This is a genomic window from Amycolatopsis sp. WAC 04182, from assembly GCF_003947465.1.
Lineage (GTDB): Bacteria > Actinomycetota > Actinomycetes > Mycobacteriales > Pseudonocardiaceae > Amycolatopsis.
On record NZ_QHJJ01000012.1, the window covers coordinates 85,741 to 107,660 of the forward strand.

At 70.1% G+C, this 21,920-nt stretch carries 21 protein-coding genes and 1 rRNA gene; 4 read left to right on the forward strand and 18 right to left on the reverse strand.

Going from position 1 to position 21,920, the window contains the following annotated elements; genetic code table 11:
* Positions 1-87 precede the first annotated feature (87 nt).
* The 6 genes from DMH01_RS41970 to xerD form a co-directional block, all read right to left on the reverse strand.
* Complete coding sequence (locus tag DMH01_RS41970; protein ID WP_005153474.1) at positions 88-840, reverse strand: pseudouridine synthase; 753 nt, start codon at positions 838-840, stop codon at positions 88-90.
* Entirely contained in the window at positions 830-1,594 is a 765-nt protein-coding gene (gene scpB, locus DMH01_RS41975) for an SMC-Scp complex subunit ScpB (RefSeq protein ID WP_125685025.1), read from the reverse strand. Before scpB ends, DMH01_RS41970 begins: the two co-directional genes overlap by 11 nt.
* Positions 1,591-2,526 carry a ScpA family protein gene (locus DMH01_RS41980; RefSeq protein WP_199745833.1) on the reverse strand — a complete coding sequence of 312 codons (936 nt, stop codon included), beginning with the start codon at positions 2,524-2,526 and terminating at the stop codon, positions 1,591-1,593. The genes scpB and DMH01_RS41980 overlap by 4 nt, the downstream gene beginning before the upstream one ends.
* Entirely contained in the window at positions 2,526-2,951 is a 426-nt protein-coding gene (locus tag DMH01_RS41985) for a cobyrinic acid a,c-diamide synthase (RefSeq protein WP_125685027.1), read from the reverse strand. Before DMH01_RS41985 ends, DMH01_RS41980 begins: the two co-directional genes overlap by 1 nt.
* Complete coding sequence (locus tag DMH01_RS41990) at positions 2,948-3,964, reverse strand: ParA family protein (protein WP_125685029.1); 1,017 nt, start codon at positions 3,962-3,964, stop codon at positions 2,948-2,950. Before DMH01_RS41990 ends, DMH01_RS41985 begins: the two co-directional genes overlap by 4 nt.
* A gap of 104 nt (positions 3,965-4,068) precedes the next feature.
* Positions 4,069-4,971: a site-specific tyrosine recombinase XerD gene (gene xerD, locus DMH01_RS41995; protein WP_125685054.1), complete on the reverse strand. Its 903-nt coding sequence runs from the start codon at positions 4,969-4,971 to the stop codon at positions 4,069-4,071.
* Positions 4,972-5,087: 116 nt separating this feature from the next.
* On the opposite strand from xerD, the gene DMH01_RS42000 reads away from it, so the two are divergent.
* Positions 5,088-5,573, forward strand: coding sequence for a DUF1707 domain-containing protein (locus tag DMH01_RS42000; protein ID WP_125685031.1), 486 nt, complete (start codon positions 5,088-5,090; stop codon positions 5,571-5,573).
* Between the two features lie 82 nt (positions 5,574-5,655).
* Here DMH01_RS42000 and DMH01_RS42005 read toward each other — a convergent pair whose 3' ends face one another.
* Both DMH01_RS42005 and DMH01_RS42010 read right to left on the reverse strand, forming a co-directional pair.
* Positions 5,656-6,282 (reverse strand): NUDIX hydrolase, encoded by a 627-nt coding sequence (locus DMH01_RS42005; protein WP_125685033.1) that lies wholly within the window; start codon positions 6,280-6,282, stop codon positions 5,656-5,658.
* A complete protein-coding gene (locus tag DMH01_RS42010; protein WP_125685035.1) occupies positions 6,279-7,979 on the reverse strand; it encodes a CTP synthase in 1,701 nt (566 codons plus the stop codon). Before DMH01_RS42010 ends, DMH01_RS42005 begins: the two co-directional genes overlap by 4 nt.
* A gap of 88 nt (positions 7,980-8,067) precedes the next feature.
* Between DMH01_RS42010 and aroA the strand changes: the two genes are divergently transcribed.
* Positions 8,068-9,357 carry a 3-phosphoshikimate 1-carboxyvinyltransferase gene (aroA, locus tag DMH01_RS42015; RefSeq protein WP_125685037.1) on the forward strand — a complete coding sequence of 430 codons (1,290 nt, stop codon included), beginning with the start codon at positions 8,068-8,070 and terminating at the stop codon, positions 9,355-9,357.
* Positions 9,358-9,577: 220 nt separating this feature from the next.
* Here the strand turns inward: aroA and DMH01_RS42020 are convergent, their stop codons facing one another.
* On the reverse strand, positions 9,578-10,255 hold the full coding sequence (locus DMH01_RS42020) for a GntR family transcriptional regulator (RefSeq protein ID WP_125685039.1): 678 nt from the start codon (positions 10,253-10,255) through the stop codon (positions 9,578-9,580).
* A 148-nt stretch (positions 10,256-10,403) separates the two neighbouring features.
* On the opposite strand from DMH01_RS42020, the gene DMH01_RS42025 reads away from it, so the two are divergent.
* Both DMH01_RS42025 and DMH01_RS42030 read left to right on the forward strand, forming a co-directional pair.
* Positions 10,404-11,846 (forward strand): NCS1 family nucleobase:cation symporter-1, encoded by a 1,443-nt coding sequence (locus DMH01_RS42025; protein ID WP_125685040.1) that lies wholly within the window; start codon positions 10,404-10,406, stop codon positions 11,844-11,846.
* The gene (locus DMH01_RS42030; protein WP_125685041.1) at positions 11,846-12,556 is read left to right on the forward strand and encodes an aspartate/glutamate racemase family protein; all 711 of its coding nucleotides are present in this window, start codon (positions 11,846-11,848) and stop codon (positions 12,554-12,556) included. Before DMH01_RS42025 ends, DMH01_RS42030 begins: the two co-directional genes overlap by 1 nt.
* Before the next feature lie 20 nt (positions 12,557-12,576).
* Here the strand turns inward: DMH01_RS42030 and DMH01_RS42035 are convergent, their stop codons facing one another.
* The 9 genes from DMH01_RS42035 to rrf form a co-directional block, all read right to left on the reverse strand.
* A complete protein-coding gene (locus DMH01_RS42035) occupies positions 12,577-13,524 on the reverse strand; it encodes a copper transporter (protein WP_125685042.1) in 948 nt (315 codons plus the stop codon).
* Positions 13,521-14,705 (reverse strand): putative cytokinetic ring protein SteA, encoded by a 1,185-nt coding sequence (gene steA / locus DMH01_RS42040; protein ID WP_034322271.1) that lies wholly within the window; start codon positions 14,703-14,705, stop codon positions 13,521-13,523. The genes DMH01_RS42035 and steA overlap by 4 nt, the downstream gene beginning before the upstream one ends.
* Before the next feature lie 103 nt (positions 14,706-14,808).
* On the reverse strand, positions 14,809-16,605 hold the full coding sequence (recN, locus tag DMH01_RS42045) for a DNA repair protein RecN (protein WP_199745834.1): 1,797 nt from the start codon (positions 16,603-16,605) through the stop codon (positions 14,809-14,811).
* Positions 16,606-16,709: 104 nt separating this feature from the next.
* Entirely contained in the window at positions 16,710-17,621 is a 912-nt protein-coding gene (locus DMH01_RS42050; protein ID WP_125685044.1) for an NAD kinase, read from the reverse strand.
* On the reverse strand, positions 17,618-18,433 hold the full coding sequence (locus DMH01_RS42055) for a TlyA family RNA methyltransferase (RefSeq protein ID WP_037348115.1): 816 nt from the start codon (positions 18,431-18,433) through the stop codon (positions 17,618-17,620). Before DMH01_RS42055 ends, DMH01_RS42050 begins: the two co-directional genes overlap by 4 nt.
* 4 nt (positions 18,434-18,437) lie before the next feature.
* Positions 18,438-18,644, reverse strand: a complete 207-nt coding sequence (locus tag DMH01_RS42060; RefSeq protein ID WP_125685055.1) for a hypothetical protein — start codon at positions 18,642-18,644, stop codon at positions 18,438-18,440.
* Positions 18,645-18,702: 58 nt separating this feature from the next.
* Positions 18,703-19,692: an HAD-IIA family hydrolase gene (locus DMH01_RS42065; RefSeq protein WP_125685045.1), complete on the reverse strand. Its 990-nt coding sequence runs from the start codon at positions 19,690-19,692 to the stop codon at positions 18,703-18,705.
* The gene (locus DMH01_RS42070; protein WP_125685046.1) at positions 19,685-21,634 is read right to left on the reverse strand and encodes a hypothetical protein; all 1,950 of its coding nucleotides are present in this window, start codon (positions 21,632-21,634) and stop codon (positions 19,685-19,687) included. The genes DMH01_RS42065 and DMH01_RS42070 overlap by 8 nt, the downstream gene beginning before the upstream one ends.
* A 163-nt stretch (positions 21,635-21,797) precedes the next feature.
* Positions 21,798-21,914: ribosomal RNA gene (gene rrf / locus DMH01_RS42075) — 5S ribosomal RNA — on the reverse strand.
* Between the last annotated feature and the right edge of the window lie 6 nt (positions 21,915-21,920).

A 21,920-nucleotide genomic window follows, 5' to 3' on the forward strand; every position in this document is an offset into this window, starting at 1 on the left:
ACGGTTGAGCCCTTCCCCGTCGGCTGAAAGCCCGTCAGGGAGAGCTAAACGCGGAGATCACCTGTGCAGTAGAGCGGAAAGTCTTGGTTACAGATCGACGGCGCGGTACAGCGAGCCGACCTCGCCGCGGTTCAGCCGCCGGATCGAGCCCGAGCGCTGGGCGCCGAGCTGGACGTCCCCGAGCGCGGTCCGGACCAGTTTGCGCACCGGGTGCCCGGTGGCCGCCATCAGCCGCCGCACGATGTGCTTGCGACCCTCGTGGATGACCAGTTCGATCTGGGTGCGCCCGGCCAGCATGTCCTTGACCCGGAACTGATCGACCTTGACGATGCCGTCCGGCAGCTCGAAGCCCGCCCGCAGTTCCTTGCCGAGCCCGCGCGGGACGATGCCCTCGACCTCGGCGAAGTAGGTCTTCAGCACGCGGAACGACGGGTGCATCAGCCGGTGGCCGAGGTCGCCGTCGTTTGTGAGCAGCAGAAGGCCTTCGGTGTTCTCGTCGAGCCTGCCGACGTGCACGATGCCGGGCGTCTCCTCGTACCGGCCGCGCAGGTAGTCGCCGACGCACGGACGGCCGCGGTCGTCGCTCATCGTGCTGTGCACGCCCTTGGGCTTGTTCAGCAGGAGGTACACGAGGTCCTCGCGGACCTGGACGCGGGTGCCGTCGACGTGGATCACGGAGTTGTCCGGATCGACGCGGCGGCCGAGTTCGGTGACCACCTTGCCGTCCACGCTCACGCGACCGCGCACGATCAGGTCCTCGGCCGCGCGCCGCGAGGCGACGCCCGCCTGCGAAAGGACCTTCTGCAGCCGAATGCCGTCGGGATGCGGGTCAGATGTCATCGATGGTGTCCACTTCGGGTAGCAACGGAGCGATGGGCGGAAGGTCGGCCAGGGACGAGAGGCCCAGTCGCTCCAGGAACAGCTCGGTCGTCACGTACAGCGTGCCTGTGGTTTCGGGGTCGGTCCCCATCTCCTCGATCAGGCCGCGCGCCAGCAGCGTCCTGATCACCCCGTCCACGTTCACCCCTCGGACGGCGGCGACCCTGGCCCTGGTCACCGGCTGCCGATAGGCGATCACGGCGAGGCTCTCCAGAGCGGCTCGCGTCAGCTTGGAACGCTGGCCGTCGAGCAGAAGCTTCTCCACGAACGGGGCATAGACGTCCCTAGTGTAGAACCGCCACCCTTCGCCGACTCGGCGCAGGTCGATTCCGCTGGTCCGCTCGGTGAACTTCTGCGCCATCGTGCGCAGCGCCACGGTCACCCGCGACACCGGCTGGCCGACCGTGTCGGCGAGCGATTCCTCGTTGATCGGCGAGTCGACGACCAGCAGCAACGCCTCGAGCGCCGCTTCGAGCGCCTCGTCGGAGGTGAGGTCGGGGTAGTCGCCGTCGCCCGCTGCGACGAGACCTTCGTCGGCCGCCGGCTCCGTCTCGGCCTCCGGCGGGCTGAAAGCGTCCTTCACCTCATCCGACGCGACGAAAGCGTCCTTCGCCTCGTCGGACTCGGCGATGGGAGCTTTCGGCCCATCACTGGCCTCGGTGGTCGCTTCGGTCTCGGGGGTCGCTTCGGTCTTCTCGGTCTCTTCGGGGCTCACCCGTACTCCTCGTCCTCAGCGACGGCGCGATCGTGCTCGGCCGCCACCGACGCCTCCTCCACGGACCCGCCGGTCCAGCGCACGTGCAGTTCGGCGAGCGCCTCCAGCTGCTCGAACTGGACCGTGGCCTCCCGGTACAGCTCCAACAGCGCGAGGAATCGCGCCACGATCTCGACGGTGTGCTCGCAGTCTTCAACCAGCTCACCGAAGGTCGCTTCGCCCAGTTCCGCGAGCTTGAGCCGCAGCAGCGCGGCGTGCTCGCGCACCGAGACCCGGCCCATGTGGATATGCGCGATCGACACCGTCGGCGGCGGCTTCGGCTTGAAGACCGCGACCGCGATCTCGGCGAACTTCGCCGGGTCGACGCCGAGCATCACCTCGGGCAGCAGGCCCATGAACCGGTCTTCGAGCGCGACCGACCGCGGATAGCGTCGCAGCGCGCCGGCCTCCAGCTCCCCGAACAGCGCCGCGACCTGCTTGTACGCGCGGTACTGCAGCACGCGCGCGAACAGCAGGTCCCGAGCTTCGAGCAGGGCGAGGTCGTCTTCGCTCTCCACCTCGGCGGCGGGCAGCAGCCGTGCCGCCTTGAGGTCGAGCAGGGTCGCCGCGATGACCAGGAACTCGGTCGTCTCGTCGAGGTTCCACTCCGTGCCGAGCGCACGGGTGTAGGCGATGAAATCGTCCGTGACCTGGTGCAACGCGACTTCGGTGACGTCGAGCTGGTGCTGCGAGATCAGCTGGAGCAGCAGATCGAAGGGGCCCTGGAAGTTCGACAGGTTCACCTTGAACTTGGACGTGCTCAGCTCTTCGCTGGCCAGTCCTTCGGGGACCATCCCGCCGTGCACGGTCTCGTGCACGACGGGGGTCTCGTCTGCCTCTGTCCGCTCGACCGGCTCTGAGCCGCTGGGAGCAGCCGCGGCCGGGTCGTCCATCAGCTCTCGGTCTCTTTCCCGTCCTCGCTGCCCGCCCGCAGGCGCTGGACGAGGACCGAGTCCTCGCCCGCCGCGTCGAAGTCGGCCAGCAGCACGGCCACCGCCTCGCGGACCAGCCTGCCGCGATCGAGGACGAGGCCGTGCTTCGCCCGGAGGTTCAGCCTGGCCTGCTCCATCGCCAGCAGTTCGTCGCTGGAGACGTAGACGGTGATCTTCGCGTCGTGCTTGGTCCGCCCGGATCCGCTGCGCGCGGCACGGGTCAGCTGTTCCTTGTGCGCTGGCCCCGTCTCGTTCCCGGAACCGTTCCCGTTGCCGTTCCCCTTCGCGGGGGCGGGCTGCTCGGGCGCGGGCGGGAGATCGAGGGCGGGGCTGGAGGTGATCCTGAAAAGTTCGGACGCTCCGGGCAGGGAAGCTCGCCTGCTCACCGAGCGATCACCTCACGGGCGAGCGCGCGATAGGCCGCCGCGCCCGCTGATTTGGGAGCCCAGGTCGTGATCGGCTCGCCCGCGACCGTCGTCTCGGGGAACCGCACGGTGCGGTTGATCACCGTGTCGAACACGGTGTCGCCGAATGCCTCCACCACTCTCGCCATGACCTCCTTCGAGTGCAGGGTTCTCGGGTCGTACATGGTGGCGAGAATCCCGGTGATGTCCAGTTTGGGGTTGAGGCGTTCCTGCACCTTCTCGATGGTGTCGATCAGGAGCGCTACGCCTCGCAGACTGAAGAACTCGCACTCCAGCGGGATGATCACACCGTCCGCGGCGGTCAGTGCGTTCACCGTCAGCAGGCCTAGCGAGGGCTGGCAGTCGACAAGAACATAGTCGTAGTCGTTCATGACCGGACGAAGGACCCGTAACAAAGTGTGTTCGCGCCCTACCTCTGCGACCAACTGGACCTCGGCCGCGGACAGGTCGATGTTGCTCGGCAGCAGGTCGACGCCGTCCACCCGGGTCTTCCGGATGACGTCGGTGATGCTGACCGAGCGCTCCATGATGACGTTGTAGACCGTCTGGTCCAGCTCGTGCGGCTGAATGCCGAGGCCGACCGAGAGCGCGCCCTGGGGGTCGAAGTCGACCAGCAGTACCCGGCGGCCGCATTCGGCCAGCGCCGCGCCGAGGTTGATGGTCGAGGTGGTCTTGCCGACCCCGCCCTTCTGGTTGCACATGGCCATCACCAGTGCGGGACCATGCCGGTCCAGCGGCGGCGGATCGGGGATCTCGCGGAACGGACGGCCCGTGGGGCCGATGCCTTCCCTCTCGAGTTCTTGCTGCTTGGTTTCTTTGGCGCGCTTGGCCTTGCGGCCGCGGGAAGAGATCGTGTCCTCCGACGGTTCGTCGCCGTCGTGTTCGGCGGGGGTTGCGATGGTCACCTGGCTGAGGCTCGCCGCGGCCGAACCGGCGGACGCGGACGGCTTCGCCGGCTCGTTCGGTGTCGACATAACGCGAAAGCTCCTCTTCGGCAGGATCCTCGGCAGCCTATGCGCGATCCGTGAGTCGAGCCAACGAGGCACGCCGGGACCGACCGGGTCGATTAGGCCCCGTTCTAGCCGAGCGCGCGGGGATGTGCTGTCGCGTAAACCTCGCGGAGCGTGTTGACCGTGACCAGCGTGTACACCTGGGTGGTGGTCACCGAAGCGTGGCCGAGGAGTTCCTGCACGACGCGGACGTCGGCGCCGCCTTCGAGAAGGTGCGTGGCGAAGGAATGGCGCAGCGTGTGCGGGGAGACGCCCGCCGTGATCCCCGCCGATTCCGCGGTGTCCTTGAGAACCTGCCACGCGCTCTGCCGGGAAAGCCGGGAACCGCGGGCGTTCAGGAACATCGCCGGCGTCCCCCTGCCGTGGGTGGCGAGCGCCGGCCGCGCGCGGACGAGGTACGCGTGCACCGCTTCCAGGGCGGGACGGCCGATCGGCACGATGCGCTGCTTGCCGCCCTTGCCGTCGAGCAGCACGGTCCGTTCGGCGTCGTCGATGTCGTCGACGTCGAGCCCCACGGCCTCGGAGATCCGCGCGCCGGTGGAATAGAGCAGTTCCAGCAACGCCCGGTCCCGCAGGGGGCGTTCGCCCTCGGGCGGCGGGGTTTCCAGCAGTTTCAGCACGTCGTCCACCGGCAGCGCCTTGGGCAGCCGCTTGGCCGCGGCGGGCGGGCGGACCTCGCGGGCCGGATCGTTCTCGGTGATGCCGTCGGCGTGCGCGAACTTGTGCAGCCCCCGCACCGCGACCAGCGCGCGGGCCGCCGAGGACGCGGCCAGCGGCTGATGCTCTTCGTCGCCTTCGCGCAGCGCCGCGCCGAAGGAGGTGATGTGCGAAGAGGTGACGTCGCTGAAGCGCTCGACGTCGGCGGCGCCGAGGTACGCGGTGTACCGGCGCAGGTCGCGGGAGTAGCTGTCGAGGGTGTTCCGCGCGGTTCCGCGCTCGACCACCAGATGGTCGAGGTAAGCGGCGACCACCTGGGCGACTCCGGTACCGCCTGCCCGTGACACACGGACACTCTAGAACCCACCGAGAACTTCTTGGTGGCACTCGGGGACCGCGTCGCGGGTGTGAGACGGGCTACCTTGGGAGTATGTCGCAGCAACCGGACCCGGACGGAATGCGCGCCGGCACCGCCGAGCGCGAGGAGGCGGCGCGGCTGCTCGCCGACCACTACAGCCAGGGCAGGATCACGCCGGACGAGTACGAGGGCCGCGTCCTCGCCGCGTACGAGGCCGTGACGCTCGGCGAACTCCGGCCGCTGTTCCAGGACCTGCCCGCCCCGCATCCGGCGTACCTGGCGCCGCGGTTCGACCCGCCGCCGTTCGTGCCCGTGTACCAGCAGCCCGCCGCGGTCATGCCGTATTCACCGAAGTCGAAGGTCGCCGCCGGGGTGCTGCAGATCGTGCTGCCGGTCGGGATCGGGCGCTTCTACACCGGCCACGTCGGGCTCGCTTTGGGGCAGCTGGCGGTCGTGGTGGTCACCTGCGGCATCGGGGTGGTCTGGCCGATCGTCGACGGGATCGTGCTGCTGGCGAACGGCGGCACCGACGCGCAGGGCCGCCGTCTCCGCGACTGACCTCCGCTCCCGGAACTGACATGAAAGGCCCCTTCATTCCAAAATTCGCAATGAAGGGGCCTTTCATGTCACGCGCGAAGCGCTAGCGACCGCGCGAAGCGAACTTCGTCGGCCGGTCCTCCCAAGGCGCGTCCGCGGGCCGCGACGAGGCCGCCCCCGAAAGCACCGCATGCGCGGCGAGCACGCCACCGACGGTCGACCCGTTCACCAGCTCACCGGCCAGCGCCATCCGGACCGCCTCGGCGAGCGGGAACTTCCGCATGACGAGGTCCGCCTCCTCGTCACCGAGGACCTCCCTGTCCACTTCGGACAGGCCGCGGGCGAGGTACACGCGGACGACCTCGTCGGTGAAGCCGGGCGACGCCGCGACGTCGACCAGGGTCTCCCAGCGCTCGGCGCTGAGCCCGACCTCCTCGACCAGCTCGCGTTGGGCCGCGCCGACGGGGTCCTCCCCCGCCTTGTCGATCAGCCCGGCCGGCAGTTCCCACAGCCGCCGCCCGATCGGGTGGCGGTACTGGTGGATCAGCGTCACCGCGCCGTCCTCGTCGAGCGCGACGACGGCGACCGCGCCGAGGTGCTCGACGACCTCGCGGCGGGCGGTGCCGCCCCCGGGCATCACGACCTCATCGACCCGAAGCCCCACGACGCGTCCGATGTGGACGTCCTTTGTGGACGCGACGGTGAATTCGTGCTTACCGGGTTCGGTCACCGGGCCACCGTCTGAGGGGCCTCGGGCAGCTCGACCGGCAGCCGCTCGGCGACCTTGCGGTCGACGACGGCCTTCACGAACGCGCTGAACAGCGGGTGCGGGCGGGTCGGGCGGCTCTTGAGCTCCGGGTGCGCCTGGGTGCCGACGAAGAACGGGTGCTTGTCGGCGGGCAGCTCCACGAACTCGACCAGGTGGTCGTCGGGCGAGGTACCCGAGAACACCAGACCGGCGTCGGCAAGGCGCTTGCGGTAGGCGTTGTTGACCTCGTAGCGGTGACGGTGCCGCTCGGAGACCTCGGTGCTGCCGTACGCCTTCGCGACCTGCGAACCCGGCTTGAGCTTGGCGACGTAGGCGCCGAGCCGCATGGTGCCGCCCATGTCGCGCTCGCCGGCGACGACGTCACGCTGGTCGGCCATCGTGGAGATGACCGGGTTCGGGCCGTCCTCGAACTCGGCCGAGTTCGCGTCCTTGATACCCGCCAGGTTCCGCGCCGCGTCGATCACCATGCACTGCAGGCCGAGGCACAGGCCCAGCAGCGGCAGCCCGTGGGTACGGGCGTAGGCGATGGCGCCGACCTTGCCCTCGATGCCGCGGACGCCGAAGCCGCCCGGCACCAGGACACCGTCCACGTCGGACAGGGCCGCGGCCGCACCGGCCGGGGTCTCGCAGGAATCCGAGGGGACCCACTCGATCTGGACCTTGGCGCGGTGGGCGAACCCGCCCGCGCGCAGCGCCTCGGTGACCGACAGGTACGCGTCCGGCAGGTCGATGTACTTGCCGACGAGCGCGACCCGCACCGTCTCCGACGGGTTGTGCACGCGGTCGAGCAGGTCGCCCCACACGGTCCAGTCGACGTCGCGGAACGGCAGCCCGAGGCGGCGCACCACGTAGGCGTCGAGCGCCTCACGGTGCAGCACCTTCGGGATGTCGTAGATCGACGGCGCGTCGGGGCAGGCGATGACGGCTTCGGTGTCGACGTCGCACATCAGGCCGATCTTGCGCTTGAGGTCCTCCGGCAGCTCACGGTCGGCGCGGCAGACGAGCGCGTCGGGCTGGATACCGATGTTGCGCAGCGCGGCGACCGAGTGCTGGGTCGGCTTGGTCTTCAGCTCACCCGACGGGGCGAGGTACGGGACCAGGGAGACGTGGAGGAAGAAGCACTGGTCGCGGCCGACGTCGTGGCGGACCTGACGGCAGGCCTCCAGGAACGGCAGCGACTCGATGTCGCCCACGGTGCCGCCGACCTCGGTGATCACGACGTCCGGGCTGTTCCCGTCCTCGTCGGCGCCCGCCGCGGCGGTGATCCGCGCCTTGATCTCGTCGGTGATGTGCGGGATGACCTGCACGGTGTCGCCGAGGTACTCACCGCGGCGCTCCTTGGCGATGACCTCGGAGTACACCTGCCCGGTGGTGACGTTCGCCTTGCCGTCGAGAGCCCGGTCGAGAAAACGCTCGTAGTGCCCGATGTCCAGATCGGTCTCGGCGCCGTCGTCGGTGACGAACACCTCACCGTGCTGGAACGGGTTCATCGTGCCCGGATCGACGTTGAGGTACGGATCCAGCTTCTGCATCGTGACCCGGAGCCCACGTGCGGTAAGGAGCTGACCCAGGCTGGAAGCCGTGAGTCCCTTACCCAGAGAGGAGGCAACGCCTCCGGTGACAAAGACATACTTGGTAGCCCGCGACTGAAGTCCCACGGGCTTCCACCTTATCGCACGCCCGCCGGGGCGCTCACCGGCCACGCCGCAAGCGTCCGATGGAGTGGAAAACCGCTACCCTCGCGACGTGACAGACGCGCACGACACCTGGACCGCACCGGTCGCGGAAGGCCCGCTCGACGCGGACATCCGTGTCCCCGGTTCGAAGTCGATCACCAACCGGGCCTACGTCCTCGCCGCGCTCGCCAGCGCGCCGACGCGGGTGCGGACCCCGCTCGACTCCCGGGACGCGCGCCTGATGCTCGGCGCCATCTACGCCCTCGGCGCCCACTCGCAGGAAAGCATCTCCGGCTACCTCGTGCACCCGCTCGGCCCCGGGCGCGTGCATCCGAACGACACCGTCCGGGTGGAACTCGGCAACGCGGGCACGGTCGCCCGGTTCACCCCCGCGCTCGCCGCGCTGGGTACCGGCCCGGCGCTGTTCGACGGCGACGAGGCCATCCGCCGCCGTCCCATCGGGCCGCTGCTGAAGGCGCTGCGCGACCTCGGCGCCCGCATCGACGACGACCGCCGCGACGCGCCGCCCTTCACCGTCCACGGCGAAGGCGGCTTGCGGGGCGGCAGGGTCGACCTGGACGCCTCGGCGTCGAGCCAGTTCCTGTCCGCGCTGCTGCTCGCGGGGCCGTCGTTCCAGCAGGGTGTCACCGTGCGTCTCGTGGGCGGCCAGGTGCCGAGCGAGCCGCATATCGCGATGACCGTCGAGATGCTCCGCCGGTTCGGGGCCACGGTGGACCGTGAGGGCGCCGAGTTCCATGTCGCGCCGACACGGCTTTCCTGCCCCGAGTACATCGTCGAGCCGGATCTCTCGACGGCGGCGCCGTTCGTCGCCGCGGCGATCGCGACCGGCGGCACGGTGCGGATCGCGGGCTGGCCGCAGCGGACGACGCAGCCCGGGGACTGGCTGCGCAGCCTGGCGCCCGTCCTGGGCGCCACCGCCGAACTCGACGCGGCGGGCTTGACGGTCACCGGCAGCGGCACGATCCCCGGCGTCGAGCTGGACCTGCACGACGTCGGCGAGCTGACCCCGGTGATCGCGGCGCTGCTGTGCTTCGCCGAGGGACCGTCGGTCATCTCCGGGGTGGCGCATCTTCGCGGCCACGAGACCGACCGGCTGACCGCGCTCGCCACCGAACTGTCGTCGCTGGGCGGCGACGTCCGCGAGACCGAGGACGGCCTGCGGATCACGCCGGCGCCGCTGCACGGCGGGAAGTTCCGCACCTACGACGACCATCGGCTGGTGATGGCGGCCGCGGTGCTCGGCCTGAAGGTCGAAGGGGTCGAGGTGGAGAATCCGGAGACGGTCGGGAAGACCTTCCCCGGATTCGCCGAAGCCTGGACCTCGATGCTCGGCCGTTGAAGGTCCACGAGTGGGCTGTTCGGGTTATAGAGAGGTAAGTCGAACGTGGCGTGTCGCGAAAGCCACTTTCGCGACGCCTGGTGTCCCGAAAGTGGCTTTCGCGACACGAGCACCGGGCGTCGGCGCGGTCGCTCGCGGGCGCTGGGGCTGAAGGGGACTTTCACCGCATGCGATGCGGTGAAAGCGCCCTTCATCGCGTGAGATGAGGTGAAGGTCCCCTTCAGCCCGCGGAACGCTCGCCGCCGCCCTCGGGGAACAACGCCTTCAGCGTGACCGCCCGGTTCACCCGCACATGCTCGACGGCATGGGCCCGCGCGCGATCGGCGTCGCCCGAAGCGATCGCGTCGTAGAGGCGGCGGTGCTCGTCGAGCAGTTCGCCCCAGTGCTCGTTCTGGCTGGTCAGCCAGCGCAGCCTGCCCTCGAGCGGGCGGAGGATCTCGTGCAGCAGCCCGTTGCCGGCGAGCGCGACGATCTGGTCGTGGAAGCGGGTGTTGAGCAGGGTGATCTTGGCCGGGTCGCCGCTTTCGGTCGCACGGGCGGCGTCGGTGAGCAGTCGTTCGAGCGCGCGGAGTTCCGCTTTGCCCGCCCGTTCGGCGGCCAGTCCGGCGGCGAGCCCTTCGAGTGCCTCGCGGACGTCGAACAGCTCTTCGACGTCGGCCTTGGCCAGCTGGCGCACGACGATGCGCCGTGGCGACTGGACGGCGAGGAACCCTTCGGCCTCCAGGCTGCGGATGGCCTCGCGCACCGGGACCCGCGAGACTCCGAGGTCCTCGGCGAGCTCGCGTTCGACCAGCCTGTCCCCCGGCTTCAGCCGTCCGGCGAGGATGCGTTCACGCAGCTCGTCGCGGACCCGCTGCCGGGTCGCGGCCAGCGGCTGACGCGGTCCGTCCTCGGCCACCTGAGCCCCCTTCACCACCGCTGTAACAGCTTGTAACACCGAGTTTATCGGCAGAAACCTTGACGACGGGCCACCGCGGGGTGATATTTGGGATGCCAAATTTTGGGATACCAAATCGACCGGACGTCCCCGTCGATCGGAGGCCCGCATGACCGCCGCCCCAGCAACCCGGTCCGAAGCGCCTACCACCGAGAACGCCGATCCCCGGCTCTGGAACGAAGATCTCGCCCCGGCGAAAGAACGCCGCTGGAAGGTCTACGACATCTTCGCGCTGTGGATGTCGGACGTGCACAACCTCGGCAACTACACCTTCGCGGCGGGCCTGTTCGTCCTCGGGCTCTCGGCCTGGCAGGTGTTCACCGCGCTGCTGACCGGTTTCGTGCTCATCTACTTCGGCATGAACCTGATGGGCCGCATCGGCCAGAAGACCGGCGTCCCCTTCCCCGTGGTCGCCCGTATCAGTTTCGGCACCTTCGGCGCGAACCTGCCCGCGCTGATCCGCGCGATCATCGCGATCTTCTGGTACGGCATCCAGACCTACCTCGCGTCCGTGGCCATCACGCTGCTCGTGCTCGCGATCGACCCGGGCCTGAAACCGTTGACAGAGGTCGGTTTCCTCGGTCTGCACGCGCTCGGCTGGATCTGTTTCATCGCGTTGTGGCTCGCGCAGGCGCTGGTGCTCACCCGCGGGATGGAGGCCGTGCGCAAGTTCCAGGACTGGTGCGGCCCCGGTATCTGGGTCGTGATGATCGCGCTCGCGGTGTGGATCCTGGCCGCCGCCGACTGGAACATCTCCTTGACCAGCAACCCGAAGGCACTGTCCACAGGGGAGCAAGTACGGCAGTGGTTCGGCGCCGTCGGCCTGATCCTGTCCATCTACGGCACCCTGATGCTCAACTTCTGCGACTTCTCCCGGTTCGCCCCCAACCAGAAAACGGTGCGGCGCGGGAACTTCTGGGGCCTGCCGATCAACTCGACGGCGTTCGCGCTGCTGTCGGTGCTGGTGACCGCGGGCAGCCTCCAGGTGTTCGGCGAAGCCATCACCGACCCCGCCGAACTGCTGGCCCGTATCGACAACACGCCCGTGCTCATCATCGGCGCGCTGACCTTCGCGATCGCCACCATGGGCGTGAACATCGTCGCGAACTTCGTCTCCCCCGCCTACGACCTGGCCAACATCTGGCCGAAACGGATCACCTTCACCATCGGCGGGATGATCAGCGCGGTCGCGGCGTTGTGCGTGCTGCCGTGGAAGCTGTACTCCTCCCCCGCGGTGGTCAACTACTTCCTCGGTGGCCTCGGCGCCTTCCTCGGCCCGCTGTTCGGCATCATGATCGTCGACTACTACCTGGTGAAACGCGGCCGGGTCGACGTGGACAAGCTGTTCGTGGCCGGGCCCGATTCGCCGTACCACTACAAGCATGGGTTCAACCCGCGCGCGATGGTCACCTTCCTGCCCACGGCGGCGCTGTCCGCGATCATCGCGCTGGTGCCGTTCTTCGCTCCCGCCGCGCCGTACTCGTGGTTCATCGGCACCGCTTCCGCGGCGGCGCTGTACTTCGCCGTTTCGCGGAAACAGCGGGTCGCGTGATGCGGATCCTGGTCACCAACTGCAACACCACCGAGGCGATGACCAAGGAGATCGAGGCGGGCGCCCGCGCCGCGGCGAGTGCCGGCACCGAAATCCTGGCCAGAACCCCGTTGTGGGGCCCGGAATCCGCCGAGGGCTGGCTGGACAGCTTTCTGAGCGCCGCGGCCGTCCTCGACCTTCTCAACGGACTGGACGAGCCGTTCGACGCGCTCGTGATGGCCGGTTTCGGCGAGCACGGCCGGGAAGGCGCCCGGGAGCTGCTCGACGTCCCGGTCGTCGACATCACCGAGGCCGCCGCGCATCTGGCCTGTCTGCTGGGAAGACGCTACGGCGTCGTGACCACATTGGACCGGACGTGCGGGCTCATCGAAGACAGCCTGCACGCCGCGGGCGTCGCGCAGAACTGCGTCGGCGTCCTCGGTGCCGGGCTCGGCGTCCTCGAACTGACCGACGAACGCCGGACGGAATCGGCGCTGCTGACCGCCGGACGCCGTGCCAGGGACGCGGGTGCGGAAGTCCTCGTCCTCGGCTGCGCGGGGATGACCGGACTCGATCGCCGGATCTCGGCGATGCTGGACATCCCGGTGATCGACGGCGTCGCCGCCGCCGTCCGCCTGGCCGAATCGCTGGTGGCGCTGAATCTCAAGACCAGCCGGGCCGGCTCCTACGCCCGCCCGCTCCCCAAAAACCGCCTCTGGCCCCGCGTTTAGTCCTCTGAATGCGGTCGGGGCTAGTTGCCGGCCGCGGCGATACCGGGGGCCGGAGCCTGGGCGTTGCCCGCGATGCCGTAGCGGCCCGCGCCGCCTTCGAGCTGCTCGCGCAGCGCCAAGATCGTGGTGACCCGGCCCGCCGCGGTCTCCGCGTTGTCCACAGTGGACAGGATCGAGGTCGACGAGGTGTCGGCGCGCACGACGCCGATCGCGCCGGTGCCGTCGGCGGATCCCGCGTCGCCCGCCAGGACGGTGCCCGCGCCGGAACGGTCCAGCTGCGCGGCGAACCGCGCGATGGTCGAGGCGCGGTCACCGGCGCCGTCCCCGGTGTACTTGGAACCGGTGAGCACGATCGCGAGCTGCGCGGGCTTCACCTCCCCGCCGGTCTTGAGGAAACCGCCGTCGGTGAGCCCGCCGAGCGCGGCCGCCAGCTCCACCGGCGTGGACTGCGGCTGAGCGTTGTCCTTGTTCAGCAACGCCACCGAGCCGAGCAGAGCGCCCGCGAGGGTGCCGGGGTCACCCGCGGTCGGAAACTGGACACCGGCAGGCTGGAGCCGCGAAACGACGTCACGCAGCTGATCGGACCGCATCGGGTCGGAGAACGCCTCGGTCAGCTGGATCTCCCCGGTGACGGCGGCGCCGGCCTGACCGACGAGCTGCTTGAGCGCGTCGCGGTCCGCGGGCTTCGCGTCCTCCGTGGTCACCAGCACCACCGAACGCTTGTCCAGCTGCCCGGCGACGACCTTCGGCCCCATCGCGCCGGCGAACGCGTCCGCGTCGCCGAGCCTGGCGTTGAGCGTGTTGCGCTGCGCCTCCAGATCCGCGACCTGGGAACCCAGATCCTCCTTCTGACCGGCCAGACCGGAAAGCAGGGCACCGTTCAGCGCCGTGGACCCGAGCACCACTCCGAGGGCGAGCGCCAGGAAGCAGGCGGCGATGGAAACGATGTGGTACCGCAGTGAAATCACGTGAAGAGTCCCTTGCCCCAGGCGATGAACGAGTTCCAGGTGTCGCGGATCCAGTCGAGGTAGACCGAACCCACATCGGACACCAGCAGTGCGGCCGCGACGGCCACCAGGGTCGCGACGACCAGCAGCACGATGGCGCCGATGGACACCCGGCTGCGGTGCAGGGTCGCGACCGCCTTGCCGTCGACCAGTTTCGTGCCGAGCTTGAGCCGGGTGAGGAACGTCGACGGGTTCGAGCCGGACCGGCCGTGGTCGAGGAACTCCCGCAGCGTCGCCTGGAAACCGACGGTGACCACCAGGCTCGCCTCGTGCGCGTCGGCCAGCAGCAGCGCCAGGTCCTCGGCGTTGCCCGTCGCGGGGAAGGTGACCGCGCCGATCCCGAGGTCCTGGATGCGCTCGACACCCGGCGCGTGCCCGTCCGGCTGCGCCGGGACCACGACCTCGCCGCCGCTGCGCAGCGTCTCCGCACCGATCCCGTGCGGATCGCCGACGATGACGTCCGGCTGATATCCCTGCGCGCGCAGGGTGTCGGCCCCGGCGTCGACACCGATCAGCACCGGCCGGTGCTCGCCGATGTACTTCTTCAGCTTCTTGAGGTCTTCGGCGTGCCCGTTGCCGCCCGCGACCACGAGGGCGTGCCGGTCCTTGAGCGGAACCCGGATCTCCGGGACACCGACCCCGTCGAGGATGAGGCTGCGTTCCCGGCGGAGGAATTCGATCGTGTTCGCGGAGAACGCCTCGAGCTGGGTGGACATCCCGGCCTTGGCCTCGATCATCTGGTCCGCGACGCTTTCCCGCGTCTGCTGGACACCCGAGCCGAGCTGCCGCTCACCGATGTAGACGACGCCTTCGTGCAGACGGAGCTTCGTGCCGTCCTTCACCTTGCGCAGCAGTTCGCCGCCGACCGAATCGACGAGCGGGATCCCGGCCTCGAGCAGGATCTCCGGGCCCAGATTGGGGAAACGGCCGGAGATCGACGGCGAGGCGTTCACCACCGCCGCGACTTCGGCCTCCACCAAGGCATCGGCCGTCGACCGGTCGAGGTCGAGCTGGTCGAGGACGACGATGTCGCCGGGGCTCAGCCGGCGGAGCAGCTCGCGCGTACGCCGGTCGACCCTGGCGACGCCGGTGATCCCGGGGAGGGTCTCTTGGTTACGCGAGAGCAAGCCGGTGAGCTTCATGCGACCGATAGTGACAAATCCGCGCGGCCTTCCGTGTCCGCCACGCCGATGGAAACACGCCGATTAACCCACACCGGATCGGGCTACCCGGTCGTGACAGGCACTACTTCGCCTTCTTTCGCTTCCCTCCGCGACGGGCTTTGGGCTTGTCCGGCGCGCTCTTGTCGGCCTCGGCCACGGCGAGCAATTCCTCCGCGTGCGCCCGGCCGGTCTCGGTGCTTTCCATTCCGGCGAGCATGCGGGCGAGCTCGACGACACGTTCCGACTGTTTGAGCACGCGCACGCCACTGCGCGTCACTCCGCCGCTGGTGCCCTTGTCCACCACCAGATGCTGATCGGCGAACGCGGCCACCTGCGGCAGATGCGTGACCACCAGGACCTGGTGACTGCGCGCCAGCCGCGCGAGCCGCCTGCCGATCTCGACCGCGGCCCGGCCGCCGACCCCGGCGTCGACCTCGTCGAACACCAGTGTCTGCACGGTGTCCGCGTGCGCGAGGACGACCTCGATCGCCAGCATCACGCGGGAAAGCTCACCACCGGAAGCGGCTTTGTGCACCGGAAGCGGCGGCGCGCCGTTGTGCGCCCTCAGCAGCAGCTCGACATCGTCGACGCCGTCGGGCCCGGCGTGCACGAGCCTGCCGCCGACCTTCACCGCGTGCGCGTCGCTCTCGTCCACGGTGCGCCGCTCGACGGTGATCTCGATCTCGGCCTGTCCCATGGCGAGCCCGGACATCTCGGCGGTGATCGCCTCGGCGAGCTCGGCGGCGGCCTCGACCCGCGCCTCCGACAGCGTGAGCGCGTGTTCCGCCAGCGTGACGGCGAGTTCGTCGCGACGCTTGGCCAATTCGGCCAGCGCCTCTTCGGAGGTGTCCATCGTGGACATCCGGCGGCGGGCGTCGTCGGCCCAAGCGAGCACGCCGTCCACATCGGCCGCGTACTTGCGTGTGAGCCGCTTCAGATCCGCCTGGCGCGCGAGCACCTTCTCCAGCAACGCCGGGTCGGCGTCGAGTGTTTCGAGGTAGCTGCCCAGCTCGGTGCCCACTTCGGACAGCAGCACCGAAGCCTCGTCCAGCCGGGGTCCGAGTTCGCGCAGCACCGCGTCCTCGGAACCGGTCAGATGGCGGCTCGCCTCCCCGATCAGCCCCAGTGCGCCGGGCGCGTCCGGATCCCCGTCGGCCGAACCGGCGACGGCGGCGTGCGCCGCGCTGGCCGCCGCCCGCAGTTCGTCGACCGCGGCGAGCCGTTTGATCTGCTCGGTGAGCTCGGTGTCCTCGCCTGGTTCCGGCGCGACGGCGTCGATCTCGGCGAGGCCGTGGCGCAACAGGTCGGCCTGCTGTGCCATCTCGCGGGAGCGGGTGGAGCGTTCGGTCAGTTCGGCGACGACGGCGAGCCACTCGTCCCGGACCGCGCGGTAGCGCTCGAGCGGTTCGGTGACGGCCTCGCCGGCGAACCGGTCGATCACCGCGCGCTGCTCGGCGGGCCGCAGCAGCCGCAGCTGATCGTTCTGCCCGTGGACGGCGATCAGTTGTTCGGACAGGTCGGCCAGAACCCCGACCGGCACCGAACGGCCACCGAGGTGGGCACGGGACCGGCCGTCGACCGAGACCGCGCGCAGCGCGATGACGCTGCCGTCCTCGTCGACCTCCGCCCCGGCGTCGGTGACGATCCGGGTGGCGCCCTCGGCGCCGCCCAGCTCGAAGCGGCCTTCCACGAAGGCCTTCAGCATTCCCGTCCGCACCTTGGACACTTCGGCTCGGCCGCCGGAGAGCAGGTGCAACCCGCTGACGACCATGGTCTTGCCCGCACCCGTCTCACCGGTGACGACGGTGAAGCCCGCGTGCAGTTCCAGCAGGGCGTCCTCGATGACTCCGAGGCCCTGGATGCGCATCTCGGCCAGCACGACGCCCACCGTAGCGGCCCACCCCGACCATTCCCGCACCCGGCACGTCATGAAAGGGTCGTTCAGGACGAAAATTGTCTTGAAAGACCCTTTCCTGACATCCGTCAGCGGGCGTGCCGCTCCCGCCAGCCCTTGATCGGCAACGAGAACTTGTGCACCAGCCGGTCGGTGAACGGGCCTTCCCACAACCGGATCAGGCGCACCGGCACCCGCCCGCAGGTGACCCGCACGGCCGCGCCTGCGGGAAGATCGAAGGTCCGCGATCCGTCGCAGGTCAGGACGGCGGGCGAACCGTCCGGATCGATGGCGACGGTGATCTCCGAGTCACGCGAGACGACCAGCGGCCGGGAGAACATCGCGTGCGCGTTGCTCGGGACCACCAGCAGAGCCTGGACGTCCGGCCAGATGATCGGCCCGCCCGCGGAGAACGCGTACGCCGTCGAGCCGGTCGGAGTGGCGCACAGGACGCCGTCGCAGCCGAAGGACGATACGGGCCTTCCGTCGACCTCGATGAGGGCGTCCAGCACGCGCTCGCGCGAGCTCTTCTCGACACTGGCCTCGTTGAGCGCCCAGGTGTGGACGGTCTCCTCACCGTCGACGGTCACGACGACGTCGACGGTCATCCGCTCTTCGACCTGGTAGTCGCCGTCGACGGCCCGCTGGACGGTGTCGGCGAGCTTGTCCGAATCGGCCTCCGCCAGGAAGCCGACCCGGCCGAGGTTCACGCCGAGGACGGGAACGCCGTTCGGCCTCGCCAGTTCCGCGGCCCGCAGCAGGGTGCCGTCGCCGCCGAGCACGAACACCAGCTCGGTACCGGCGGCCGGGTCCTGCTCCGGCGCCATGACCGTGCAGGGCGCGCCGATGCCGCCATCGGCTTCCAGCATCTCCCGGACGTCCTCGTCGAGTACCCGAAGCCGCACACCCGCCTTGGCGAAACGGGCCGAAACCTCGCGTGCCGCGTCCCGGGTCGCGTCCCGGTCCGGGTGCACGACGAGCAGCACCTCGCGATCGCTCATTGGGGTCCCTCCAGGACTGCGGTCCGGACGAGCCGCTCGGCGTCGGTGCCGGCGGTCTCCCCCGCCCCGCGGGTAAGCCAGACGAAGTATTCGACGTTCCCCGACGGCCCGGGAAGCGGGCTCGCCACGACGCCGCGCAGGCTCAGGTCCAACTTCTCGGCCTCGGCGAGCACACCGAGCACCGATTCGGCGCGCAGTTCCGGATCCCGGACGACGCCGCCGCTGCCGAGCCGGTCCTTGCCCACCTCGAACTGCGGTTTCACCATCGGCACCAGATCCGCGCCGTCCCGCGCGCAGGCGGCCAGCGCGGGCAGCACGAGTTTGAGCGAGATGAACGAGAGGTCCCCGACCACGAGGTCGACCTGCCCGCCGAGGTCTTCCGGGGTCAGGTTGCGGACGTTCGTCTTGTCCAGGACGACCACGCGGTCGTCGGTGCGCAGGCGCCAATCCAGCAGACCGCGGCCGACGTCGGCGGCGATCACCGTGGCGGCGCCGTTGCGCAGCAGGACATCGGTGAAGCCACCGGTCGAGGCGCCCGCGTCGAGACAGCGTTTTCCCTCGGTGGAAAGGCCTTGCGGGGTGAAGGCTTCAAGTGCGCCGAGCAGTTTGTGCGCGCCGCGCGACGCCCAGCCGGGGTCGTCGTTGTCGCGCACCACGATCGGCGCGCCGGACTCGACCCCGGTCGCGGGTTTGGTGGCCACCATGCCGCGCACGGTGACCTTGCCTTCGGCGATCAGCGCCGACGCCTGCTCCCGGGATCGGGCGAGTCCCCGCCGGACGAGCTCCGCGTCCAGGCGGGCGCGTTTGGGCACGCGGTCAGACCTTGTCGATGGTGGACAGCGCCACCGTCAGCTCGGTGTGCACGGCCTCGAACCGGTCGACGTGCTCCGAGAGCGGAAGCGCGGCGAGGTCGTCGAGCCCCGCCACGGCTTCGTCGATCCCGGCTCGGGGATCCGTGTCCTGCTGCGCGTACTGATCGGCCTGGACCGCCGGAGGCCCGGGCACCGGCGGCGGGCCCGGCACCGGCGGTCGCGGCACGGGGTGGAAGTGGTCTTGCACCCCACCAAGTTAGCAGCGCTGGTCAGCCGAGGCGCAGCTCGGCGAGCGCGGCGCGGGCGGTGTCGCCCACACCACGGACCTCGGTGATCCCCGACTCCCAGGCCGCCGCGCACAACGTGCGCAAGAGGTCGAGGGAGTCGCCTTCACCGTCGGCTTCGAGCACGTCACCCTGTGCGGTGACACGCCAGCCGTCCTTGGGCCCGATTTCGAGCAGATCCGCGCGGCTGGCCAAGCCGGACAGGTCCCACGCGAGGTAGCGCGGACGCTCCTCGGGCCTCGCCGAGATCAGGGACGCCGCGTCGGCGACGCCGGTCAGGACGCACAGGGCGTCGATCCCGGCCGCGACGGCACCTTCGATGTCGGTGTCCAGCCTGTCGCCCACGACGAGGGCCCGTTCCGCGCCCGCGTCCCGTGCCGCCGTCGTGAACAGCCCCGGCGCCGGCTTGCCCGCCACCAGCGGTTCGACGCCGGTGGCGGTGCGCAACGCGGCCACCATCGACCCGTTGCCCGGAAGCAGTCCTCGTTCGCTGGGCAGGGTCGCGTCGACGTTGGTCGCCACCCAGAGCGCACCCGCGCGGATGGCGAGGCACGCCTCCGCGAGCGCGGCCCAGGTGTTCTGCGGCGAGTGGCCTTGGACCACGGCCGCCACGTCCGGACCGGCTTCCCGGACCGTCCGCAGTCCCACGGACTCGATCTGGGCGGCCAGGGAGTCCGTGCCCACGACGAGGACCACCGCGCCCTGAGGCAGCCGCTCACCCAGCAGGGCGGCGGCGGCCTGAGAGCTCGTGTGGACCTCTTCGGGGGTGGCGGGCAGCCCGAGTGCCTCCAGGTGCGCGGAGACCTCCGCGGGTGCCTTGGAGGCGTTGTTGGTCACCCAACGGACGGCCGTGCCGTGATCCCGAAGCGCCCGGAGCGCTTCCGGTGCGCCCGGGACCACGTTGCTGCCGTGATAGACCGTGCCGTCGAGGTCGAACAGGACCGCGTCGTACCCGGCCGACAGGGCGTCAGCCATTCGTGAGCTCCGCGGCGCGCTCGGCGGCGTCGGTCTCGTCCTCCTCGTCGGCCTCTGCCGCGTTCAGGAACCAGCGGATCGCCTCGTCCTTGCGGTCGGCGGCGGCGAGGTTGTCGGCGTAGGCGTAGAACAGCCGGGCGCTCCACGGGTCGCGCTTCTCCGCCTTGAGGTCGTCGCTCTGGAGGGAGACGACGGCGGCGTCCAGCTGGCCGAGGTCGCGCCGCGCGCCGGCCGCGACGATCGCGAGCTCGACCTGGGTCGCCTTGGACAGACGCTCCTTGTCGACCTCCTTCGCGAGGTCGAGCGCCCGCTCCGGGCGGCCGATGGCGCGCTCGGCGTCGGCGATGATCGCGATGTGGTCGTCGGCCCGGGTCATCCGGCGGACGGCCCGCAGCTCGGACAGCGCCTCGGACCAGTTGCCCGCGTGGTAGGCGACCAGGCCGAGCGCCTCACGGACGATCGGGACCCGTGACGCCTTGGCCTTCGCGTACTTGGCGTGCTCCATGGCGGCTTCGGGGTCCTCGTCGACGAGGCCACCGGCCGCGACCAGGTGCTTGCCGACGGTCTCCGCGAGTGCCTTGGGCAGGGTGCGGAGTTCCCGGCGGACCTCTTCGTCGAGATCGGAGAACTCGATGCCTTCGGGCAACTCGGGAGCCTCGAGCAGCTCACGCGCCAAGGTCTCGTCGTCGACCGGCCTGTCCTCGGTACGCGGAGACGAACGGAAGTCCTTGCGGCCTTCGGAACGGTCGCGCTGGGGACGGTCGTCGCGCTTGCGGTCGAAGCCGCCGCGCTTGTCGTCGTAGCGCTTCTCCGGCCGGTCGGACGGGCGACGCTCGGGACGGTCGCCGGACGGCCGGTACGAACCGCGCTTGTCGTCGCCGCGGTTGTCGCGGTCGCCGAAGCTCTTGCGCTCGTAGCCACCGCTGCTGGGACGGCGGTCGCCGCTGTAGCCACCGGAACGGGAGCCACCACGATCGTCGCGATAGGACGGACGCTTGTCGTCGCCACCCCGGTTGTCGCGGTCGCCGTAGGACTTGCCCTGGGGGCGTCCTTCGTAGCGGTTGCCGGACGGGCGGTCGTCGGAACGGCCGCGGTTGTCCGAGCCGTAGCCGGAACGAGCCGGGCGGCTGTCGGTGCGCTTCTCGTACCGGCCCTCGGAACGGTTGTCCGAACGGCTGTCCGACCGATTGTCGGAGCGGTTGTCGTAGCGACGCTCGGGACGGCTGTCGGACGAGCGGTAACCACCGCGGTCGCCACCCCGGTTCTCGGACCGGTAGCCCCCACGGTTGTCGCCGCCGCGATTGTCACCGCCGCGGTTGTCCCGGTTGTCACCGCCGCGGTATCCACCGCGATCGCCGCCGCGGTTGTCCCGGCTGTCGCGGTTGTCGGACCGGTAGCCACCGCGGTCACCGCCACGGTTGTCGCCGCCCCGGTTGTCCGAGCGGTAGCCGCCGCGGCTGTCGCCCCCACGGCTGTCCGAGCGGTAACCACCGCGGTCGCCGCCCCTGTTGTCGCGGCTGTCGCGCCGGTCGTCGGAACGGAACCCGCCACGACGGTCGTTGTCGCGACCACCGGACCGGTCGTCACGACGGTCGCCGGCACCAGGTCCACGACGGTCGTCGCTGTTGTTGTAGCGCGGGCGGTTCTCGTCACGCCCCTGGCCTGCGAATCGGCTGCCACCGGGGCGCTGGTCACGGGGGCCGTCGCCGCTGCGCGCGGGCTTGCCGGCGTAACCGCCACCGGAACCGCGGGCACCACGGTCGTCCCTGCGCGGGCGGCCCTGGTAGCCGCCATCGCGGCCGCCCCGGTCCTGCCTGCCGCCGGCGGAACCGCGCCGGTCACCTCGCTGCGCGTCAGACCGGCCTCCGCGGGGACTGTCGTCCCGGCGACCCGACCGGCCGGACGCGCCATCATCTGAGTCACGTCGACCGAACTCGGACACCTGGCCTCCTGCCACTATTGAAAAGTTTCGACACGTGCGCCCACCCGTCAGGTGGGCCAACGGACCATTCTAGTCGGTCCATGGACATGAAAAGAGACAGGGCCCTGACCGGGGAGAACCTGTTGGGGTTCTCAACCCTGGTCAGGACCCTGTCCTGAAGTTAGTCCGGCGGTGTCCTACTCTCCCACAACCCTTCGGTTGCAGTACCATCGGCGCTGTCAGGCTTAGCTTCCGGGTTCGGAATGGGACCGGGCGTTTCCCTGACGCTATAACCACCGAAACACTA

Excerpts from the sequence above, each read along its gene's own strand:
- DMH01_RS41970 (WP_005153474.1), bottom strand. The coding sequence starts at position 840 with ATGACATCTGACCCGCATCCCGACGGCATTCGGCTGCAGAAGGTCCTT.
- DMH01_RS41980 (WP_199745833.1), bottom strand. The coding sequence starts at position 2,526 with ATGGACGACCCGGCCGCGGCTGCTCCCAGCGGCTCAGAGCCGGTCGAG.
- DMH01_RS41990 (WP_125685029.1), bottom strand. The coding sequence starts at position 3,964 with ATGTCGACACCGAACGAGCCGGCGAAGCCGTCCGCGTCCGCCGGTTCG.
- DMH01_RS42000 (WP_125685031.1), top strand. The coding sequence starts at position 5,088 with ATGTCGCAGCAACCGGACCCGGACGGAATGCGCGCCGGCACCGCCGAG.
- DMH01_RS42025 (WP_125685040.1), top strand. The coding sequence starts at position 10,404 with ATGACCGCCGCCCCAGCAACCCGGTCCGAAGCGCCTACCACCGAGAAC.
- DMH01_RS42030 (WP_125685041.1), top strand. The coding sequence starts at position 11,846 with ATGCGGATCCTGGTCACCAACTGCAACACCACCGAGGCGATGACCAAG.
- steA (WP_034322271.1), bottom strand. The coding sequence starts at position 14,705 with ATGAAGCTCACCGGCTTGCTCTCGCGTAACCAAGAGACCCTCCCCGGG.
- DMH01_RS42050 (WP_125685044.1), bottom strand. The coding sequence starts at position 17,621 with ATGAGCGATCGCGAGGTGCTGCTCGTCGTGCACCCGGACCGGGACGCG.
- DMH01_RS42065 (WP_125685045.1), bottom strand. The coding sequence starts at position 19,692 with ATGGCTGACGCCCTGTCGGCCGGGTACGACGCGGTCCTGTTCGACCTC.